Origin of the sequence: Acinetobacter piscicola, from assembly GCF_015218165.1 — a bacterium.
Classification (GTDB): domain Bacteria; phylum Pseudomonadota; class Gammaproteobacteria; order Pseudomonadales; family Moraxellaceae; genus Acinetobacter; species Acinetobacter piscicola_A.
In genome coordinates this window covers 3086994-3107639 of record NZ_CP048659.1, presented here as the reverse complement: position 1 = coordinate 3107639, position 20646 = coordinate 3086994, and the positions used below count along the sequence as shown (strand labels likewise).

At 39.3% G+C, this 20646-nt stretch carries 16 protein-coding genes and 1 pseudogene; 9 read left to right on the top strand and 8 right to left on the bottom strand.

Annotated features, from left to right (window positions below; translation table 11 throughout):
- Positions 1-24: 24 nt before the first annotated feature.
- On the bottom strand, positions 25-1338 hold the full coding sequence (locus G0028_RS15320; protein WP_130075010.1) for an MFS transporter: 1314 nt from the start codon (positions 1336-1338) through the stop codon (positions 25-27).
- 139 nt (positions 1339-1477) lie between these two features.
- Positions 1478-2119: a PAQR family membrane homeostasis protein TrhA gene (trhA, locus tag G0028_RS15315; RefSeq protein WP_180045634.1), complete on the bottom strand. Its 642-nt coding sequence runs from the start codon at positions 2117-2119 to the stop codon at positions 1478-1480.
- 100 nt (positions 2120-2219) lie between these two features.
- Here trhA and G0028_RS15310 point away from each other — a divergent pair, with 100 nt between their 5' ends.
- From G0028_RS15310 to G0028_RS15300, 3 genes are all read left to right on the top strand, one after another.
- Positions 2220-3434 carry a class I SAM-dependent methyltransferase gene (locus tag G0028_RS15310; protein WP_180045635.1) on the top strand — a complete coding sequence of 405 codons (1215 nt, stop codon included), beginning with the start codon at positions 2220-2222 and terminating at the stop codon, positions 3432-3434.
- Positions 3435-3505: 71 nt separating this feature from the next.
- On the top strand, positions 3506-3928 hold the full coding sequence (locus G0028_RS15305) for a GNAT family N-acetyltransferase (RefSeq protein WP_180045636.1): 423 nt from the start codon (positions 3506-3508) through the stop codon (positions 3926-3928).
- A gap of 73 nt (positions 3929-4001) precedes the next feature.
- Positions 4002-4706, top strand: coding sequence for an HAD family hydrolase (locus G0028_RS15300; RefSeq protein WP_373687877.1), 705 nt, complete (start codon positions 4002-4004; stop codon positions 4704-4706).
- Positions 4707-4876: 170 nt separating this feature from the next.
- Here the strand turns inward: G0028_RS15300 and G0028_RS21405 are convergent.
- The 3 genes and pseudogenes from G0028_RS21405 to G0028_RS15285 all read right to left on the bottom strand — a co-directional run.
- Positions 4877-5021 (bottom strand): annotated as a pseudogene (locus G0028_RS21405) (hypothetical protein); the annotation flags it as partial.
- Between the two features lie 185 nt (positions 5022-5206).
- Positions 5207-7339, bottom strand: coding sequence for a 3-hydroxyacyl-CoA dehydrogenase NAD-binding domain-containing protein (locus G0028_RS15290; protein ID WP_174493664.1), 2133 nt, complete (start codon positions 7337-7339; stop codon positions 5207-5209).
- An 11-nt stretch (positions 7340-7350) separates the two neighbouring features.
- Positions 7351-8556, bottom strand: a complete 1206-nt coding sequence (locus G0028_RS15285; protein WP_130075017.1) for an acetyl-CoA C-acetyltransferase — start codon at positions 8554-8556, stop codon at positions 7351-7353.
- 222 nt (positions 8557-8778) lie between these two features.
- On the opposite strand from G0028_RS15285, the gene G0028_RS15280 reads away from it, so the two are divergent.
- Positions 8779-9036: a hypothetical protein gene (locus G0028_RS15280; protein ID WP_180045637.1), complete on the top strand. Its 258-nt coding sequence runs from the start codon at positions 8779-8781 to the stop codon at positions 9034-9036.
- A gap of 51 nt (positions 9037-9087) precedes the next feature.
- On the opposite strand, the gene G0028_RS15275 is transcribed toward G0028_RS15280, so the two are convergent.
- Positions 9088-10098 carry an AraC family transcriptional regulator gene (locus G0028_RS15275; RefSeq protein ID WP_130075019.1) on the bottom strand — a complete coding sequence of 337 codons (1011 nt, stop codon included), beginning with the start codon at positions 10096-10098 and terminating at the stop codon, positions 9088-9090.
- A 211-nt stretch (positions 10099-10309) separates the two neighbouring features.
- Between G0028_RS15275 and G0028_RS15270 the strand changes: the two genes are divergently transcribed.
- From G0028_RS15270 to G0028_RS15255, 4 genes are all read left to right on the top strand, one after another.
- Positions 10310-11428 carry a CaiB/BaiF CoA transferase family protein gene (locus G0028_RS15270; protein WP_180045638.1) on the top strand — a complete coding sequence of 373 codons (1119 nt, stop codon included), beginning with the start codon at positions 10310-10312 and terminating at the stop codon, positions 11426-11428.
- A gap of 355 nt (positions 11429-11783) precedes the next feature.
- Complete coding sequence (locus G0028_RS15265) at positions 11784-13028, top strand: carbohydrate porin (RefSeq protein ID WP_373687879.1); 1245 nt, start codon at positions 11784-11786, stop codon at positions 13026-13028.
- A 168-nt stretch (positions 13029-13196) separates the two neighbouring features.
- Positions 13197-15599: a glucose/quinate/shikimate family membrane-bound PQQ-dependent dehydrogenase gene (locus G0028_RS15260; RefSeq protein ID WP_180045640.1), complete on the top strand. Its 2403-nt coding sequence runs from the start codon at positions 13197-13199 to the stop codon at positions 15597-15599.
- A gap of 177 nt (positions 15600-15776) precedes the next feature.
- Positions 15777-16772: a DUF2804 domain-containing protein gene (locus G0028_RS15255; protein ID WP_130075023.1), complete on the top strand. Its 996-nt coding sequence runs from the start codon at positions 15777-15779 to the stop codon at positions 16770-16772.
- A gap of 120 nt (positions 16773-16892) precedes the next feature.
- Here the strand turns inward: G0028_RS15255 and G0028_RS15250 are convergent, their stop codons facing one another.
- The gene (locus G0028_RS15250; protein WP_180045641.1) at positions 16893-17768 is read right to left on the bottom strand and encodes a metal-dependent hydrolase; all 876 of its coding nucleotides are present in this window, start codon (positions 17766-17768) and stop codon (positions 16893-16895) included.
- A 145-nt stretch (positions 17769-17913) separates the two neighbouring features.
- On the opposite strand from G0028_RS15250, the gene G0028_RS15245 reads away from it, so the two are divergent.
- Positions 17914-18942 (top strand): AraC family transcriptional regulator, encoded by a 1029-nt coding sequence (locus G0028_RS15245; RefSeq protein ID WP_180045642.1) that lies wholly within the window; start codon positions 17914-17916, stop codon positions 18940-18942.
- A gap of 179 nt (positions 18943-19121) precedes the next feature.
- Here the strand turns inward: G0028_RS15245 and G0028_RS15240 are convergent, their stop codons facing one another.
- Positions 19122-20453 carry a Na+/H+ antiporter NhaC family protein gene (locus tag G0028_RS15240; RefSeq protein ID WP_180045643.1) on the bottom strand — a complete coding sequence of 444 codons (1332 nt, stop codon included), beginning with the start codon at positions 20451-20453 and terminating at the stop codon, positions 19122-19124.
- Positions 20454-20646 lie beyond the last annotated feature (193 nt).

Genomic DNA, 20646 nt, shown 5'->3' with positions numbered 1-20646 from the left:
AGCTTTTTATTTGGAGTAACGCGATTAGATTTGGTTATTTACGTCATCATTTTTTGTTTCACGAATTGCTAAGAAAGCAAGCAGTGAAAGAATCGATGCGGCCGTTAAATAATAACCCACCGCATATAAACCATAGGTTGTTGCTAGTTTCGTTGCAATTAATGGGGCAAAAGATGCACCAAAAATACCTGCAAGGTTAAAAGTCAAAGCTGAACCTGTGTAACGTACTGAAGTGGGGAAAATTTCAGACAGTACCGTACCAATTGGACCATAGGTTAAACCCATGATGGCAAGACCCGTACATAAGAAGAGAAATACGACAAAGGTATTACCAGATTCCAACATGCTTGAAAACACTAAACCAAATAATGCAGAAACAACACATACACCAATAGACGTTGCCTTACGACCAAATTTTTCTGCCAATACTGCAGAAAGAGGAATGAAAGCAGCAAAGCAAAGTGTTGCAAGTAATTGAAGTTCTAGGAATTCTGCACGAGAATAACCGAGTTTAGTCGTACCCCAGTTTAAAGCAAATACTGTCGTTAAGTAGAACACAACAAAGGTACAAATCGCAGCGATTGTACCAAGAATGAGCATTCCCCAGTGTTTAGTTAACACTTCTTTAAATGGAATGTTCACTTCTTTTTGTTTATTTAACACTTTTTGGAAGGCAGGTGTTTCATGTAACTTCAAGCGAATCCAAAGACCGACGATTACCAATGCAGCACTGGCAATAAATGGAATACGCCAACCCCATTGCATAAACTCAGCTTCAGACATGAAAGCACCAAGGGTTAAGAATGAGCCTGTTGCAAGAATAAAACCAATCGGTGCGCCGAGTTGAGGGAACATACCGTACCATGCACGTTTACCTTCAGGGGCATTTTCAGTAGCAAGTAGTACTGCACCTGACCATTCACCGCCAAGGCCAAGCCCTTGTCCTAAACGACAAAGTGCGAGGAGTAACGGTGCCATGATTCCAATTTGATGATAGGTTGGCAGTAAACCGATACAGACGGTTGAAATACCCATGGTCAGGAGGGCTGCAACTAATGTTGCTTTACGACCAATACGGTCGCCTAAATGTCCAAATAAAGCCGCACCAATTGGACGTGCAATAAAGGCAATGGCGAAAGTCGCAAGAGACTGAATCGTTGCTGTGGTCGGATCTGTACTTGCAGGGAAGAACAAATGAGGGAAGATGATGACTGCCGCAGTTGCATAAATATAAAAGTCAAAAAACTCGATTGTTGTGCCTACGAGGCTGGCAAAGAGTACACGAGTTTTTGAATTTGTCTGAACTTCGTCAGTCAGAGTCGTATTAGATGACGCCATGGTGAACCTTACACTTTTAAAAGTAAAAACTAGTTTTCTAAAGCGTAATCTTTTTAAAAAAGGCGTAATTTCTTAAAAAAACAACGAGATTAATCCAAATTTACTCGATCAGGGTCACTGATATATGAATATTTAAGGATTAAATGACGTAAAGATAGATGGCAAAGAAATGTGATCCTGCCCCGATCAAAACAAAAATATGCCAAATGGCATGGGTGTATCTTACTCTTTTTAAGGCATAAAACAATGCACCAATCGTATAAGCAAGCCCACCAATGACCAATAATTTGAGTGCGCCGCTATTTAAAAAGCGTTGCATATCATCCATCACCAGTACAGCGAGCCATCCCATTGCCAAATAAGCAATGAGCGAAATTTTCTGAAAACGATGAATGAAAAATAACTTGAAGAGTGTACCAATGGCTGCAATAACCCAAAGTGCAATTAAAAGGTAATGGGCTTTAGCTGTCGGAATAGCGATTGCAAGAAAAGGGGTATAGGTTCCTGCAATCAAATAATAAATCGCCGTATGATCGAGTTTTTTATACCATTGACGCTTTGTCTCATCGACAGAAAAATGGTAAATCGCAGAACTAGAAAATAGCAATACCATGCTGAGACCATAGACCAACAAGCCTAAAAATTGCCATGCAGGTAAATAACTGCCTTTGATGAGCATAAAAATAGTTGCAATGGCAGCACAGACAGCGCCAATCGCATGGCTAATGGCATTAATACGTTCTTCTTGTGGTGCATAGGTCTGAATCAAATTTGCATTCATACGTATCATTTTTTTAAAAATACATCTGTATAGTAATGGAGTTTTACCTTTAAAGTAAGAACATTTAAAATGACAACTTGTATCTATATGAGTTTGTACTATGTCACACGTGGCTTTGATGTCTGAGCAGGAACAAAAATTTATCAATGCTGTACAGCAAGCCATTGAAACACAAAGTTTTGAACGTTTAATTTTGAGTCAATATAAAGGTGAGTTAGCGCAGCTTGAAAAAATGACTTTTCGTATTATTTCATTACAAGATCAGTCAATGATGAGTTGTCTATATCGTTATAAAACCCAAGATGTCACGAAAAATTATGCAATAGATGAAAGTTTTACGGTCATTCAAGAACTATTTTCACAATGCAAACAGGCGAACCTATTTAGTACTGAACAAGAAATTCAACTGAAAAAAAATAAGAAAAAAGCCTTATTAACTTATAGTAAAGTTACACCGCAAGTGAAGCAACAGGAACAACAACATGACCGATCAAAGCATCGTTATGTCGATCAGGACAGCTATTTTTTACAGCCTTTAGGCATTACCGACAGCAAAGCACAAATTATTCCGAGCATGGCACGAAAATGGAAACAGATTAATAAATTTGTTGAAATTTTTGCAGGTGCTTTGGATAAAATTGATCATCAAGATCAAGCCTTACAAGTGGTCGACTTCGGCTTAGGTAAAGGTTATTTAACCTTTGCACTCTATGATTATTTAGCAAAAAATCAGTTTATTCCTCAGGTTACAGGCGTTGAACTTAATCCTAAAATGGTCGAGTTTTGTCAAAAAGTTGCGACTGAGGCAAATTTCCAACATTTGGATTTTTTCCAAGGTGATGTACGTACTTATGCACCTAAAAAACTAGATGTCATGATTGCGTTACATGCCTGTGATGTTGCAACTGACTTTGCCATTCATACTGGCATTCGTTTAAATGCACAGATGATCATGTGCGCACCTTGTTGTCATAAAGAATTACGTCCTCAGTTAAAAAGTCCGAAAGTACTTGCACCGATGTTGCAATTTGGCATTCATGCAGGGCAACAAGCGGAAATGTTGACGGATACCATTCGTGCATTATTGCTCAATGCTTATGGCTATGACACCAAAGTCTTTGAATTTGTGGCTTTGGAACACACCAGTAAAAATAAAATGATTTTAGCAACCAAACGTAAAAAATTTACTGCGCCCGATAAGGATGTTTTGGCACAGATTGCGGCATTAAAACAGATGTATGGTATTCAACAACAGTCCTTAGAACTTTTACTGAATGACCAATGGGACCAACAAGGGATTGGTTGTAAATGTTAATGGGATGAAAAAGATGTGTGACTCAATGCATCTTTTATTTAAAAATTTAATCATGAAATAGTGGAGAGTTGATGTCAGATTATGTCATTCGTAGTGGTTCTTGGGTACTTTTAGCCACTGAGGCGAAAATGGTTCGTACGGATGTTTTTATCCAAGAACAAAATATTGCTGAACATGATGAATGGGATACTGAAGATGACACCTCTCTACATTTCGTGATGTATGATCAACAACAAGCCATTGCCACTGCACGATTGCTTAAAAATAACAGCATTGGGCGCGTTGCTGTGCTCAAAAATTACCGAGGACAGGGCATAGGGCAGCAGTTGATGCAGTATATTATTATGGTTGCAGCGACAGAACAGCGTGCTTTTCTAAAACTATCTGCACAGGTTCATGCGATTGGTTTTTACGAAAAATTAGGTTTTCAAGTCAAAGGTGAACGTTATTTAGATTGCGGAATTCCCCATGTTGATATGTTTTTGATGACTTGATGATAAGTTTTAAAATTGACACACTATGCAAAAATTCGAATCTGTTTTTCAAATATGAACAAGGAGAATAGCCGTGATAAAAGCCATTCTTTTTGATTTAGACCAGACTTTATTGGATCGAACGTACTCGCTCAGGCAGTTTATTAATTGGCAAGTTAATTTTTTTCAGCTTGTCCCACAGGCAAAAAAGTCTGAGTTTATTGAAAAATTTATACAATTGGATGCAAATGGTACGGTCTGGAAGGATGTGGTTTATCGGAAATTAATACAAGAATTTGCCATTAAAACATATACCGAACAGTTGCTATTACGATCTTATATACAAGATTTTAATAAATTTTGTTGCAGCTTCGCAGATGTGGACAGTGTTATTTTAAAACTACATCAAGCAGGGTATCTCTTAGGTTTAATTTCAAATGGTCAATCGCCATTTCAAGAACATAATTTTCAGGCTTTAGGATTAGCAGAATTTTTTTCGACAGTGTTGGTGTCTGAAGCAGTTGCTTTGCGTAAACCTGATGCGGCAATTTTTCACTTGGCATGTGAAAAACTCAAAGTACAAGCAGAACAGTGTATTTTTATTGGTGATAATGAAAATGCAGATATTCGAGGTGCGAATGCAGTGGGAATGAAAAGCATTTTTTTCAATCCTGACGCCAAGATTGTTTCAGCAGATGCCGATGCAAATTTAAATGACTATGCAAATTTGTGGGAGATTATTCAGAAAATACAATCAAAAGGTTTTATATCTAAAATTGATATAAAACCTAAGTGTTAATGATTATTCATGTGTGTGATGTTCACTTGTTTCATCATGCTGCATATTCTTCATTTCAGCATCAGACATGTGGTGTGAACTTGCTGTTTGATTTTTTTGTTCAGCATTTGCCAAAGCTTCTTGAGACATTACAGGTGCGCTTTTAAAAGAAGTTTGATTGGTTTCTTGCTGCTTACTTGGCATATAATCAGGCTCATTTTGTATGGCAAGATAAAAAATTACAAGAAACAGCACACTTAAAATAAAAGCAACTAAAAGCCCTTTCCAACCTTTTTTTTCATCAGCTACTTTTTGAGACTCAACAGCATTTGACATGGGAGTATTCCAAATTGAAAAAATGAGAATCTATGTAATGTTATAACACAAAAAAGTTTAATCTCCGATATTTTTCATGTAAAAGTCTTAATAAAATTATGGTTATATAAAGTACAAATTAAATATTTAGAGCAAAGAAAAGAGGCACATTTGCCTCTATTTCTCTAAATCGATGGTGTTAAATATCAGTCAATTTTACCACTTGCAGCTTTGTCTTTGAGCATTTGTGGTGCTTTAAAACGTTCGCCATATTTGGCTTCAAGTTCATTGGCACGAGCTAAGGCTTTGTCTAAACCGTATTGATTTAAGAACTGAATTGCACCACCAGTCCATGGCGCAAAACCGATGCCGAAAATCGAACCGATGTTGGCATCGACTACTGACTCCAATACGTTTTCTTCGTAGCAACGTAAAGTATCGAGTGACTGAACAAACAAAATACGGTCAATCATTTCTTGTTCAGAAATATCAACGTCTTTTTTCCAATGGCTTAAACCCTCCCAAAGATGTTTTTTACCGCCTTCTGGATAATCATAGAAACCTGCACCTGCCGCTTTACCTTTACGGTTAAACTCATGGATCATGGTTTTCAAGACATCTTCAGAAGGAGAGTGTGGCAAGTCTTTGCCTGCCGCTTGGAGTGCCTTACGGGTTTCATTGGTGACATGTTCAGATAACGTCAATGCAACTTCATCTTGAATGGCGAGTGGACCAACAGGCATACCTGCTTTAAGTGCTGCCATTTCAATACGTGCAGGATGCACACCTTCAGCAAGTAAGCGTAGACCTTCATTGACAAATGTACCGAAGACTCGGCTAGTGAAGAAACCACGGCTGTCATTGACCACGATTGGCGTTTTGCCAATTTGCTGAACGTAATCGTAGGCTTTGGCCAATGTTTCAGCAGAGGTATTTTTCCCTTTGATGATTTCAACCAATTGCATTTTGTCGACTGGGCTAAAGAAGTGTAAACCGATAAAGTTTTTATCGTCTTTAGACGCTTTTGCTAGACCTGTAATTGGCAATGTCGAGGTATTTGAAGCAAATATACCACTATCCGCGAGGAAAGCTTCCGCTTCTTGGGTGACTTTAGCTTTAAGTTCTTGATTTTCAAAAACAGCTTCAATGATCAAATCACAGCCTTGTAGATCGGCTGCATCAGCAGTTGCAGTGATTAGGCTTAAGACTTGGTCACGTTTCTCAGCAGTCATACGGCCTTGTGAAACTTTTTTGTCCAAAAGTTTTTGGCTATATGCTTTGCCTTTTTCTGCATTTTCAACAGAAACGTCTTTGAGTACTACAGCAATGCCTTTGGTCGCCGTTGAGTAAGCAATACCTGCCCCCATCATCCCTGCACCCAATACACCGACTTTAGTCGCTTGCCATTTTGCGACATCTTTCGGACGGCTCGCACCTGCTTTAATAGCATTTAGACCATGCCAAAACGTACCGATCATGTTTTTCGCCACTTGACCTGTTGCAAGGTAAGTGAAATAACGTGATTCGATGGTGAGCGCTGTATCAACATCGACCTGAGCACCTTCAACCGCTGCTGCCATGATCGCTTCAGGCGCAGGGTAGCAACCTTTGGTTTTGTCACGCAGCATTGCAGGGGCAATCGCAAGAATCTGTGCCACTGCTGGGGTTTTAGGATCACCACCTGGGATTTTATAGCCTTTTACATCAAATGGTTGTTGTGATTTTGGATTGGCTTTGACCCATGCGATGGATTTTTCCAGCAACTCATCAAGTGAGTCCGCAGTGTCATGAATCAGACCTAAAGATTTGGCTTTATCGACACCAAATTGTTTGCCTTCCATTAGGAATGGGAATGCATTTTGTAGACCTAACAGGCGTACCATACGCACGATGCCGCCACCGCCTGGGAGTAAACCTAAAGTCACTTCCGGCAGACCAAACTTAGACTTCGGATCATTCAAGGCAATACGGGCGTGACAGCCAAGCGCGATTTCCCAACCCCCGCCAAGCGCTGTGCCATTGAGTGCTGCAACCACAGGTACACCTAAAGTTTCGATGTAACGTAGTTCTTTTTTCATCAGTTCAACCACAGCCATGAATTCTTTGGCATCTTCAGGGCGTGCTTGAATTAAATCATCCAAATCACCGCCCGCAAAAAAGGTTTTTTTCGCAGAACGGAAAATGATGCCTGTAATGCCTGATTCAGCTTTTAATTTTTCAACTGTTTCAGTGAGTGCTTTTTGAAAGTCAGCATTCATGGTGTTTGCAGATTGATTCGGAGAGTCTAAAGTCAGAATAACAATGCCGTCCGCATTTTTTTCGTATTGAATTGCGCTCATTCTTATTCTCCTTATACCAACTCAATAATGGTCGCAATACCCATGCCACCACCCACACACAATGTTGCTAAACCACGTTTTTTGCCTTGACGTTCAAGTTCATCAAGCAATGTACCCAAGATCATTGCACCTGTTGCACCCAATGGATGCCCCATAGCAATTGCACCACCATTCACATTGACTTTTTCAGCAGGAACATTCAGCTCATTCATAAAGCGCATGACTACCGATGCAAATGCTTCATTCACTTCAAACAAATCGATATCATCAATACTTAAGCCAGCTTTTGCCAATGCTTTACGTGCAGCAGGTGCAGGACCAGTCAACATAATGGTTGGATCTGTTCCCACGAGCGCAGTCGCCAAAACTTTGGCACGTGGTTTTAAGCCTTGTTCTTTGACTGCTTTTTCAGAAGCAAGAAGCACAACCGCAGCACCATCGACAATACCTGATGAGTTTCCTGCATGATGTACGTGATTGATTTTTTGTGCTTCAGGATATTGCTGTAATGCGACCGCATCAAAGCCCATGCTGCCCATCATTTCAAAGCTTGGATTGAGTTTTGCCAAGCCTTCAGCAGTGGTGGTTGGTTTGATAAATTCGTCTTTATCTAAGATCACCACCCCCGCTTTATCTTTTACAGCCACAATAGACTTATCAAAATGACCCGCCGCTTGTGCCGCAGCCGCTTTGCGCTGTGAGTTTGCCGCAAATTCATCAACATCTGTACGACTATAGCCATCTAAAGTCGCGATCAAGTCTGCACCAATGCCTTGTGGCACAAATTTAGACTTTAGGTTGGTTTCAGGATCAAGTGCCCAAGGTCCGCCATCGGAACCCATTGGAATACGAGACATAGACTCGACACCACCTGCAACAACCACATCTTCCCAGCCTGAACGGACTTTTTGTGCTGCCATGTTGACCGCTTCAAGACCTGATGCACAGAAACGGTTGATCTGCACACCTGCGACATCATTGTCCCAACCTGCGGCAATTGCGGCAGTTTTAGCAATATCACCGCCTTGGTCAGCGATTGGGGTAACGCATCCCAGTACGATATCATCTACTTTTGAAGTATCTAGATGGTGACGGTCTTTTAATTCATTGAGTAATGTTGTGAGCAACGTAATGGGTTTCACACTGTAGAGTGAACCATCTTTCTTTCCTTTTCCGCGTGGTGTGCGAATGGCATCAATGATATAAGCCTCGCTCATAGCTATTCCTTTTTATGACTTCTAAAATTGTTATGTGTTTTGAGTGTACTTTATAAGCTTGATAGTGCAATGACGAGAACGGGAAAGTCAATTGATAGTTTTGGTCAATTGAATTCAAAGAAAAAATATACAATGAACCTTGTAAGACATTGTATTCTAATCCTGCAAGTGAATTGTTTTGTTCAAAATATTACATGTGATGAGATTTGAATGAGTTTAAGAATGAATTTTAAAGTCTCTGTGAAATGGATTTTATATCTTGTTTCAATAAGCTTATTGGGCGTGCTTTTATTATTGGTTTTTTATGTTTGGATGATCTACGGTACTCATACTTCTGATGAGGGGCAGAGCAGTCTCGCCTGTGAATATGATCAAAATTTTCAAGTGACCAAGGCAGAAATGATGACCATTCAAAATGGTAAAAGAGTGATCTCTAAAGCAGATCCATTATTGTGTGAAAAAGATCGAAATAATTTTTAATGAAATAAAAACCTGATTTATATCAGGCTTTTATTTGAAAATATTATTATATTAATGATAACCATGCAACTGACGGTATAAACCAGGAGTGACACCTGTCCATTTCTTAAATGCACGGTGGAATGTTGAGGTTTCACTAAAGCCAACTTGTTGAGCAACATCTTCCAAAGTTAAATCAGGATTTAACAGTAAATGAATGGCAGCATCACGGCGTAAAGCATCCTTCACGCCTTGATAACTTTTACCTTCAGCCGCTAAACGACGACGTAAGGTTTGCGGTGACAAATACAACATCGACGCTACATCATTTAAGGTTGGCATTTCTTCACCAATTTGGCTCTTTAACACTTCGCGAATACGTGAAGTAAGCGAGTTGGTGTTTTTGAATTTGACCAAAAGTTGTGCAGGGGCAGCTTTTAAGAATTCTTCTAATGATGCTTCATCTTGACGAATTGGCAGATCTAAATAATCCGCAGCAAAGGTAATTTCAGTGCGCGGCATGTCAAATTGCATCACTGGCGCAAAGAATAACGCATCGTATTCATCTGCATGATTTGGACGCGGATAACCAAAATGTACACGTTCTAACGGAATACGACGTTCAATGAGCCATGATGCCAAACCATGCCAAATCATGAGCATACTTTCAGTAATAAAATGATCAGGATCCATCGTTTTTGGTATTAATGGAACTAAACGCGCTTCGTGTTTATCACGTTCAACTGCAACAGACCATTCATCGCCAAATAGCTTATAAAACTGTGAAGAAAGCTCTAAAGCATCACCTAAGGTCTTGGCATGAATGATCAATTGACACATGATCGCGAAAGAACCCAAGCGTCGTGGCTGAATATCAAAGCCGACGTGTTCATCTTGTGTCACCATCCAAAGCATTTTCACAAAACGAGTGTATTGCTCAGGTGAAATTCTCGCTTTGGGTTGACGCAATAATTCTGCTTCAATTCCGACATGTGATAATAATGTTTCGACATCCATGCCTAGGCGTTTAACACCTGTGAGGGCTGCATTCACGAAATGGATACTGATCGTATCACGACTCATGTTAAATCCTTCTGATTCTTTGATGTTCACTAGCGATTGACCTAATACACTCTAAAAAATGTTGGATTGGCGATTTACAACAGTGCGAATTGCCTTTTTACATCTTAAATTGCCGAAATGATCAAGGTAAATGGCTGAACATGACATTGTTATGTTAGTTTTATATTTCTAATATGAGATATAAATCAACCCAAATTTGGTAAAAACTATTATGACAACTGCTTTAAAAGGATTGAAAGTACTCGATTTTTCCACATTATTACCAGGACCATTTGCCACTATGTACCTTGCGGATATGGGTGCAGAAGTGATTCATATTGAATCACCAACACGTCCTGACTTGGTTCGTTTGTTTCCTCCGTATGCCAATGGGCAAGCCACTTCCCACAGTTATTTAAACCGAAATAAACAATCTGTGGCACTTGATCTGAAAGATCCAAAAAATATTGAATTGATCAAACAAAAAATTTCTGACTTTGACATCGTGGTGGAACAATTTCGCCCAGGAGTGATGCAACGTTTAGGTTTGGACTATGCAACTTTGGCGGAAATTAACCCGAAGTTGATCTATTGCTCAATCACAGGGTATGGGCAAACAGGTGCCTATAAAGATAAAGCGGGTCATGACATTAACTACGTGTCTTTGTCGGGTATTGCAGGGCATAGTGGGCGTCAAGACAGTGGGCCGCCTCCAATGGGGATTCAAATTGCTGATGTCGCAGGTGGGTCTTTACATGCGGTCATTGGAATTTTAGCAGCAGTGACAGAGCGATACAGCAGTGGTCACGGACAATATATTGATATTTCCATGACTGATTGTGTGGTCAGTATGAATAATATGGCAGCAGCTGCAAGTTTGGCAGGAGGTCAGCCTCAAAAAGCTGAAAATGAGCAGCTGAATGGTGGCACTTTCTATGATTATTATCGTACTCAAGACGGTCGTTATCTTTCAGTGGGAAGCTTAGAGCCGCAGTTTATGAATGGTTTGGCAGCTACTTTGGAATTACCGATTATTTTGCAAAAAGGTGCGTCTTTTGATGCAGAAGACCGTCAAGCGGTTAAACAGGCGATTCAGGAAAAAATTCTCAGTAAAACATGGGCTGAATGGAATGAAATCTTTGGGCAGTTGGACTTTTGTGTAGAGCCTGTATTGAGCTTACATGAAGCTTTAAGCTCGCCATTGGCACAGCAAAGAAATTGGGTCGTGAACGTCCCCCTAAAAGCCCATGCAGAACAAGCAGAACCCCAACTTGCTTGTCCAATTAAATTTTCTCGTTCTCAGATGCGTTATGATTATATTGGTCAAGAACTAGGTGAAGGACAATGGTAAAGCGATGTATATTTCAACAGAGTACAGATAAATAAAATTACAAAGCAGGTATTTTGTTAACAAATTAGATGATTTGTAAACCAATAAATTCAAGTAGTCTTTAAGGTCACGAGGAGATTACTTTTTTCGTTCAATATTTGAGTATATAAAAATAAGTAGATGTTTTTTAAGGTTTTACAAGGTTGTGTTGTGGCTATTTAATCTCTTGATTGTTTTGTTTTATTTTCAATTGATGATAATTTATTGTTTTAATGTGTAGTTTTTTTATTAAAAACATTATCACTTTGTATTCATGTGAGAGTATTATGAATAATTAGTTACAGTTTTGTTATAAAGGTCACTGAATATGAAAAAAATGCGTGATTGTTTATATTGGGCTGTGAGCCTTTTATCTTTAAATAGTGTTTTTCAATCTACTTATGCAGCTGATGCTTTTGATGCAAATAGCCAATGGATGTTTGGCGATTGGAATGGAAAACGAACACAATTACAGCAACAAGGTTATGATTTTAACTTTGGCTATACGGGGGAAATGGCAACCTTGTTGCATGCAAAACAAGCCTCTAGTCACGGTACGGAATATGCAGATCAATTTGCCATTGGTTCACATCTTGATTTGGAAAAAATCTTAGGTTGGCAAGATACCGAAGCACAAATCACAGTCACACAGCGCAACGGTCGCTCACTTTCACAAAACTCTGATGCATTGGCAGGACATTTAAGTTCAAGCCAAGAAGTGTGGGGGCGTGAACAAACATGGCGTTTGACTGATTTCTGGATTAAAAAGAAATTTTTAGATCAAAAACTTGATATTAAAGTCGGTCGTTTTGGCGAAGGTGAAGATTTTAATAGCTTTGATTGTGATTTCCAAAACCTTGCACTTTGTGGTTCTCAAGTTGGCAACTGGGTTGGAGATCAATGGTATAACTGGCCCGTGAGTCAGTGGGCGGCGCGGGTCAAATACAACTTACAGCCAGACCTCTATGCACAAGTGGGGGTCTATGAATATAACCCTGAAAATCTTGAACGAGGCAAAGGGTGGAACTTAAGTACAGATGGCTCGCATGGTGCAATTATTCCTGCTGAAGTGGTGTGGACACCGAAAGTAGGTACACAGAAACTTGATGGTGAATATCGAGCAGGTTATTACTACAGCACTGCCGATGCACAAAATATTAACCATCCTGAGCAAACATCGCATAAACAAGGGATGTGGGTGGTTGCTAAGCAACAACTTACCGCTCATCAAGATGACCCACATCGTGGTTTGACTGGTTTTGTCAATGTCACTGTGCACGACTCAGACACCAATACGGTCGGCAATATGCAAAATATTGGCTTGGTCTATAAAGGTGCTTTTGATGCACGGCCTCAAGATGAAATTGCTGTAGGTCTTGCTCGAATTCGTATCAATGATGATGTCAATGATCATCAAGAACGTCCACAAAATGAAGAATACGATGCAGAGATTTATTACGGTATCCATGCAGCCAACTGGCTGACGATTCGTCCGAATGTGCAATATATCCGCCATGTGGGGGCATATAAGAACGGCGAAAATGCGTGGGTGGGTGGCATTAAGTTACAAACCGCATTCTAGTTTTTAGATTGTGAATACGGATAGGTCAAATACGATGTAATGAGTATTTGATTTTTCTTTTGATCATTATTGGTATTTAGAATCTAGAAATTTATCCATGAACACCATAATTCTTGAGAAAGAAATATGGAACATATTTAACAGATTCAAAGCATAGAGGTCGTCAATATGAGTACTCCGTCTTCAGGATCAGTGCTAAAAACCATTGCGGCAGTGATTGCTGCAATTTTTGGTTTGGTACTACTGATTGGAGGAATTTATCTTGCAGTGCTCGGTGGTTCTTGGTACTACATCATTGCAGGTTTATTTTTCCTTATTACCGCAATTTTATTACAAAAATTAAAAAGTTCCGCTTTAATTGTTTATGCAGTTTTAGTGTTAGGTACCGTGGTCTGGGGCTTGTGGGAAGTCGGTTCTGACTTCTTTGCGCTTGCACCACGGTTAGATATTTTAGGCTTATTTGGTCTATTCTTACTCATTCCAGCAGTAACACGTGGTTTTGCCAATAGCAAAGGTGCAAAAGTTGCATTAACAGGTTCATTGGCAATCACCATTGCCGTGATGATTTATTCTATTTTTAATGATCCACAGGAAATCCGCGGCACTTTAACTAGTCAACAACCTGCAACTGCACAAGCGATTGCAGGTATTGCAGAGGGTGACTGGCCGGCATATGGTCGTACCCAATCTGGTTTACGCTATTCACCTTTGACGCAAATTAATGCTGACAATGTGAAAGATCTCAAAGTGGCTTGGACATACAACACAGGTGATTTCAAAACAGACCATGACTCAGGTGAAACCACCAATCAGGTCACTCCAATTAAAGTGGGTGACAATATGTACATTTGTACGACGCACCAAAAGTTGGTGGCTTTAGACCCTGCAACCGGCAAAGCAAAATGGACGTTTGATCCTAAGCTTAAAGCGGACAATACCTTCCAACATTTGACCTGTCGTGGTGTGTCATATTTTGATGCCAACAATACCGTCGGTTTTGAAGCGAGTTTGGCTGCGAAAAAAACGACTTCTGAACAATGTCCACAAAAAGTCATTTTACCTGTCAATGATGGTCGTTTAGTTGCGATCAATGCGACAACAGGTAAGCCATGTACAGACTTCGGTCATAATGGTGAGGTTGATCTACAAAAAGATATGCCATTCCCATATCCGGGTGGCTATATCCCGACTTCTCCACCTGTGGTCACAGGAACGACGATTATCATCGCAGGTTCAACAACAGATAATTACTCTACCGAAGAACCATCAGGCGTGATCCGTGGTTATGACGTGAATACAGGTGAATTGCTTTGGGTGTTTGATACGGGTGCAGAAGATCCAAATAAAATCCCAGCTCCAGGTCAAAAATATGTCCAAAATTCACCAAACGCTTGGGCACCATTAGCATACGATGCAAAACTTGATATTGTTTATGTACCTACAGGTGTCGGTACGCCCGATATTTGGGGTGGAAACCGTACTAAATTGCATGAGCGTTATGCAAACTCAATGTTAGCCATTAATGCAACAACAGGTAAATTGGTGTGGAACTTCCAAACTACCCATCATGATTTATGGGATATGGATGTACCCTCACAACCTACACTTGCAGATATTCAAGACAAATCGGGTCAAACGGTACCTGCCATTTATGTGTTAACCAAAACAGGCAATGCTTTTGTTTTAGACCGTCGTACAGGTAAAGCAGTTGTTCCAATCACTGAAAAACCTGTGCCACAAACTGTTAAACGTGGTCCACAAACCAAAGGGGAACATTATTCAGCAACGCAACCTTTTTCTGATTTTGACCTCGCGCCAAAAGACAAATTAACCGACAAACAAATGTGGGGGGCTACCATGTTTGACCAGTTGATGTGTCGTGTGTCATTCCATAAGCTGAACTATGAAGGGATTTACACACCACCTTCTGAAAATGGGACGCTCGTATTCCCAGGTAACTTAGGGGTATTTGAATGGGGCGGGATGTCTGTTAACCCAGACCGTCAAATTGCAGTCATGAACCCGATTGGTTTGCCATTTGTGACCAAACTCATTCCTGCTGACCCGAAACGTAAACAAACCGCAAAAGGTGCGGGTACGGAAGCAGGTGTGCAGCCGATGTATGGTGTGCCTTATGGCGTTGAAATTAGTCCATTTTTATCGCCATTTGGTTTGCCATGTAAACAACCTGCTTGGGGCTATGTAGCGGGTGTAGATTTGAAAACTCATGATATTGCATGGAAGCGCCGTATTGGTACGATCCGTGACAGTTTACCGGGTATTCCATTACCACCATTTAAAATGGGTGTGCCAATGCTCGGTGGCTCAATTTCAACAGCAGGTAACTTAATGTTTGTTGGTGGTACGCAAGATAATTATATTCGTGCGATCAATGTGACAAATGGTGATGAGTTGTGGAAAGGTCGCTTACCTGCTGGTGGGCAAGCAACGCCAATGACCTATGAGTCAAACGGTAAACAGTATGTGGTGATCATGGCCGGTGGTCATGGCTCATTTGGTACGAAAATGGGTGATGCTTTAGTGGCTTATGCCTTACCTGATCCAAAATAATAGATGCAATTTGAGAGTTTAAATTGAAATAAAAAGTCTGATTCGTCAGGCTTTTTTTATTGTGTGTCTATGTCGCTATAAAATGTTGAGAAAGATTGTGTATTGACTAGAAAATGAGTAATAATCAAAATCTAGACTAAAGTCTAAGAATTTTTAAAACGAAGGATTGGGTTAAAAATGGATTTAATACAGGCGAATGGATTACCTCGTTATGGGCGTTTCACCACTTTACCCACTTCTATTAATATTGATCGTTATATTTATAAAACCCCTTATGGAAAAACCTTAAAAGGTTGGCGTAAAAATTTAAAATATAAGAAATTTAAATTTTGTAGTATTCAGCATGAACACTACAGTATCGGCTTTGCAATTGTCGATATCGGGTGGGCTGGACATGCTTTTATTTATATCTATGATCATGCAAATGATGACGTTTTAGAGTGGAATGCGAATAATATTTTAGGACATCATACATCGGTTGATGAACAACCTCTTTACAATCAAAGCTTATTTAAAAAATCGCCTTTTCAAATCGAGATGCAACATGCCAATGGTGTGCGATATATCAATATCACTAAACATGGCGATGAAAAACTCAAAGCACGTATTTTTTGCGCTGCTACAGATCCTTTAAGTTTATGTAGTCCGACAGGAATTAATGGCTGGACTTATACACAAAAGCTCACGACTTTGGGAGTAGAAGGTTTTTTCATCAATAAGCAGAATGAAAAGATATATTTCAATGAAAAAAGCTTCGCATCTTTGGATGATACGTGTGGGTTTTTGCGTCCTGAAACAGCATGGTTTTGGTTATCCTGCAATTTTTGGGATCAACAAGGTCAACGTGTGGGTTTAAATCTTGCTTCAGGTGTCAATGAAAGTTTTGGCAATGAAAATTGTCTTTGGGTGAATGGTGTATTATACCCTTTGAGTGATGTGCTATTTGAAAAAGTATCCGACCAACATTGGACGATTCGATCATTAGATGAAAAATTAAAGCTTGAAGTGCTGATTGGTTGGCGCCGTTTTGAAAATTTAAATCTACGTTTAGTTGGTAGCCAGTTTAGTCAGTGGCAATCTAAAATTAGCGGCACAATTGCAACTGAAACAGGTGGAATTATTTATTTAAATCAAGAGTATGGTATGTTGGAGCAACATTATGCCAAGTGGTGATCGGGCTTGTTTTAAGTTTTTCAAATAATTTAAAATTGCATATAAAAAACGACATAAGAGAACATTCATGCTTATGTCGGGGAAAGTATTTTGAAATACAGGCTTTTATTTAAAAGTGGCTTATAAAGCCGCTTGCCAAAATGCTTCGCCAGCTGCAATAGGGTCATTGCTTTGCGCTAAAGTGTCAACCCACACGTGATATTGCGCAATAATTGGATGCTGACTTGGATGAAAATCCTTTTTGTACCAATCCATATAGGGTTTACGCATACGAGTAAACACACCTTGTTTACCAAATAACCATGGCATACCTGTGAGTGCGAGTTTTAGACGTTGGGTGCGACTAAAACCATCATGTGCCAACATGACATTAGCACGATATGTGGTGAAGCCCATCATTGCAACAGTGGTTAAAGCTAAGGTAAATTTTCTTAAATATTCAGGTACTTCACCGACTTGTTGCATGACATCAAATGCCACATCACGATGTTCCATTTCCTCAATTGCATGCCATGCAAATAATGCGCGTACATAGGGATGCGCATCGCTTAAGGTTGATTTATGGCTATAAAAAGTATCTGCCATCAATGCCGTTAAATGTTCCGCTGCTGCTGTCATGGCAATATTGTATTGTGGAGAGCGATTTTTCAGTTCAGATTTAAACAGGCGTTGTAAAAAGTTGATGAATTGATCAAGTGGCATGCCTTGTTTCCGCATTTCTTCATTCATTTTGTCATGGGCAATACCATGTTGTGCTTCTTGACGAATAAAATCTGCAACACGTTTTTGCAAGTCGGGATCTGTAATTTTGTCGCGAAATAAGCGCACACATTCGATAAAATAACGCTCGCCATCAGGAAAAGTCAGGCTGAGTGCATCAAACATACGTGTTTTAAATGGGTCGCCACCGAACCAAAAGCGCGGAACTTCATCTAATTTAAAATTGAGTTTGCTTCTGACCACAGGATCGACTTGATATTGAACTAAAGCATTCATTTTATTTTACTCACATTGCTTTCATGTTTTGAGTATGTCGTGCTTCGTCTAGTTTGTTTTGACAGTTATTGCCAATTTTTATACATTTTACGACAAAGTAAAAATCCATCATGTCAGACTGCATGATAAAAAAGTGAGCAATGCCATGCAAGAATTAAAAATACCCAATGGTTATTATCACCTTTGGCAAACTTATTTGAATGTACAAGGTTTAGAGATTCTAAGCCTGCCATTTTTGCCTGAAGAACAACTTAAATTAAAACAAGTCTTGAACCAAGCGATAGATGCTCAAAGTTCTTATGGCTTCTTTATGCAAATTATTGAAAAAACAAAAAAAGAACTGGATTGTCCACATTTAGCCTTTGAAATGGCACAGCATGTGCGAGCGGAACATTTTGGCGTATTAGGTTATATGGCGACACGTAGCAATAGTATTGCTGAAGCTTTGCAGTACATTTTGCGTTTTAGTCGTTTGGTGATTGATGGTGATGAAATTAAACCGATGCAAATGTTGCAAACAGGGCAAAATATTCATTTGTTTTGGCCTTTTTTACATGAAAAATATTGTTTTATTAATGAGTTGACCAATGCCTTAATGGTACATTTAGCACGCAAAATGATGCCGCTAGAGTTATTCCCCTTGTTATGTGTCAATTTTGCTCATGCACCTCAAATGGCGATTTATCATTATCAAAAGTTTTATGCTTGCGAGGTGAATTTTAATCAACCTGAATACAGTTTTGTACTGAGTTTGAATGCTTTAAATCTAAAAATTGAAGATGCAGACCCTTCTTTGACACAGTTGTTGGTTCGGCAAGCAGAGGAAGCGATAGCCTCTAAAGCTCGTTTCGACAATATTGTGCAATATTGTCATCAATGGATTGCTGACGATTTAAGGCAGCATGAACATGCACCTAAAATTGAAGATCTTGCAATACATTTGAATATTTCAGTGCGTACTTTACAACGTCAATTAAGTAATTTGGATTGTTCTTTTAAGAAGATTTTAGAAGTTGAACGTATGAAACGTTGTGAGCAATTACTTTTGGATAATGTCAATCTGACAGAAATCGCCATGCGTTTGGGGTATTCTGACCAATCTGCTTTGGCGAGAGCATATAAAGCCTTTAGTGGGCAGACTTTATTACAAAAGAAACAACAATTGAAAGAATAAAAACCCAAATGAGTATAAGGAAAAATATGAATACTTGGCATGAACAGCATTTGGCGGAAGTCAGCCAATTGATTTTTGATGAATTATTTAAAAAAGTCCATGGTAGGTAGATGAATGAAGTTAAAAAAAACCTCTTCGTAGTTTACAAAGAGGTTTTTAATTTGCTGTACTTTTCTCAGTTAAGCTGTTTTTAACTTTGGAATTCTAAAAATAATCGCGATAATTGCAAATATCGCCAAAATCCAACAATAATAAATTGAGCCAATTAACTCAATAGGTGACAGTTTTGCAATAGAACATGCCAACAAAAGCTGTGCACCGTAAGGAATAATGCCTTGTATCACACAGGAAAAAATGTCCATTAATGCTGCGGCACGTTTAGGATCAACCCCATATTCGTGGGCAACTTCACGTGCCATATCGCCTGACAAAATAATCGCAACAGTATTATTTGCGACAAATAAATTGGAAAAGATCACCAAAAAACTGATGCCAATTTCACCTGCACGTTGTTTACCCACTTTAAAACAACGTGTTATGGCATAAATACGTTGAATCAACCATTGCAAACCACCTTCTTTTTGCATGATGGCAGATAAGCCACCTAAGAACATGGACAATAATGCAACTTCAAACATACCCACAAAGCCGTCATAAATGGCATTATTAAATTTTAAAATTTCAAAATTTGGTTGTGCAACTAAACCGATGATACCCGACAACACGATGCCGATGGTGAGAACGGCAAGCACATGTAAACGGGTAAATGCCAAAGAGAAGACAGCTAAATACGGGAGCATTAACCAAATGTCATATTCTTTATATTCAATATGCTGCGATGGTTGAGTATTTAAAATATAAATCAGAATGGTGAGGATTGCCGCAGGCAGTGCAATCCATACATTGACCCGAAACTTATCTCGCAATTCAACATTCAAACTCCGTGTTGCTGCAATGGTAGTGTCTGAAATCATGGACAAGTTATCGCCAAACATAGCACCACTCACCACAGCACCAATGGCATAAATAGGCTGAATGTCCGTTGCTTGTGAAAAACCAAAAGCAATGGGAGCACAGGCAGCAATAGTGCCCATTGAGGTTCCCATTGCTGTGGCAATAAATGCTGAAATGACAAATAGCATCGGTAAGACAAACTCAGGTGAGATGATCGATAAACCAAATTGTACGGTGGCATCGACACTGCCAATGGCACTCGAAACACTGGCAAATGCACCAGCGAGCATAAATACCATAAACATCAAAATCAGATTAGGGTGGCTTGCTCCTTTTAAAAACGCATCAATCGCTGTGTTGATTTTTCCACGATAAATTAAAATTGCTAAAATAATCGCAGGAAGTGCGGCGACAGGGGCTTTCATTTGATAAAAAGCGAACGCAGTGCCAATGATTGAGTGGTAAATACCACTGCCTAAAAATATGGCTAAAAATACAATAAGTGGCAGTAGCGCAAGCCCACGAGCTTGCACTTTACTGTGTGTGGGAGTGGTCATATTCAAAAAATAAAAAACATTAGCCGCTATAGTATAAACAGCTTTTGCAATTTCTTAAAAATTAAAATGTATACCGTTTTATACTGTTTATGATGCTATTTAAATGATTTATTTTAAATTTTTATATTTAATTGCGAATTTTAAAAAAGCGAAAAATAGGTAGCTTTGATCATTGTTCAAAAAACATAAATAG

Bases quoted from the DNA above. Each gene is read 5' to 3' on its own strand.
- G0028_RS15285 (WP_130075017.1), bottom strand. From the start codon at position 8,556: ATGAGCGAGGCTTATATCATTGATGCCATTCGCACACCACGCGGAAAA.
- G0028_RS15290 (WP_174493664.1), bottom strand. From the start codon at position 7,339: ATGAGCGCAATTCAATACGAAAAAAATGCGGACGGCATTGTTATTCTG.
- G0028_RS15280 (WP_180045637.1), top strand. From the start codon at position 8,779: ATGAATTTTAAAGTCTCTGTGAAATGGATTTTATATCTTGTTTCAATA.
- G0028_RS15260 (WP_180045640.1), top strand. From the start codon at position 13,197: ATGAGTACTCCGTCTTCAGGATCAGTGCTAAAAACCATTGCGGCAGTG.
- G0028_RS15245 (WP_180045642.1), top strand. From the start codon at position 17,914: ATGCAAGAATTAAAAATACCCAATGGTTATTATCACCTTTGGCAAACT.
- G0028_RS15310 (WP_180045635.1), top strand. From the start codon at position 2,220: ATGTCACACGTGGCTTTGATGTCTGAGCAGGAACAAAAATTTATCAAT.
- G0028_RS15270 (WP_180045638.1), top strand. From the start codon at position 10,310: ATGACAACTGCTTTAAAAGGATTGAAAGTACTCGATTTTTCCACATTA.
- G0028_RS15320 (WP_130075010.1), bottom strand. From the start codon at position 1,338: ATGGCGTCATCTAATACGACTCTGACTGACGAAGTTCAGACAAATTCA.
- G0028_RS15250 (WP_180045641.1), bottom strand. From the start codon at position 17,768: ATGAATGCTTTAGTTCAATATCAAGTCGATCCTGTGGTCAGAAGCAAA.
- G0028_RS15255 (WP_130075023.1), top strand. From the start codon at position 15,777: ATGGATTTAATACAGGCGAATGGATTACCTCGTTATGGGCGTTTCACC.
- G0028_RS15265 (WP_373687879.1), top strand. From the start codon at position 11,784: ATGCGTGATTGTTTATATTGGGCTGTGAGCCTTTTATCTTTAAATAGT.
- trhA (WP_180045634.1), bottom strand. From the start codon at position 2,119: ATGAATGCAAATTTGATTCAGACCTATGCACCACAAGAAGAACGTATT.
- G0028_RS15275 (WP_130075019.1), bottom strand. From the start codon at position 10,098: ATGAGTCGTGATACGATCAGTATCCATTTCGTGAATGCAGCCCTCACA.
- G0028_RS15305 (WP_180045636.1), top strand. From the start codon at position 3,506: ATGTCAGATTATGTCATTCGTAGTGGTTCTTGGGTACTTTTAGCCACT.
- G0028_RS15240 (WP_180045643.1), bottom strand. From the start codon at position 20,453: ATGACCACTCCCACACACAGTAAAGTGCAAGCTCGTGGGCTTGCGCTA.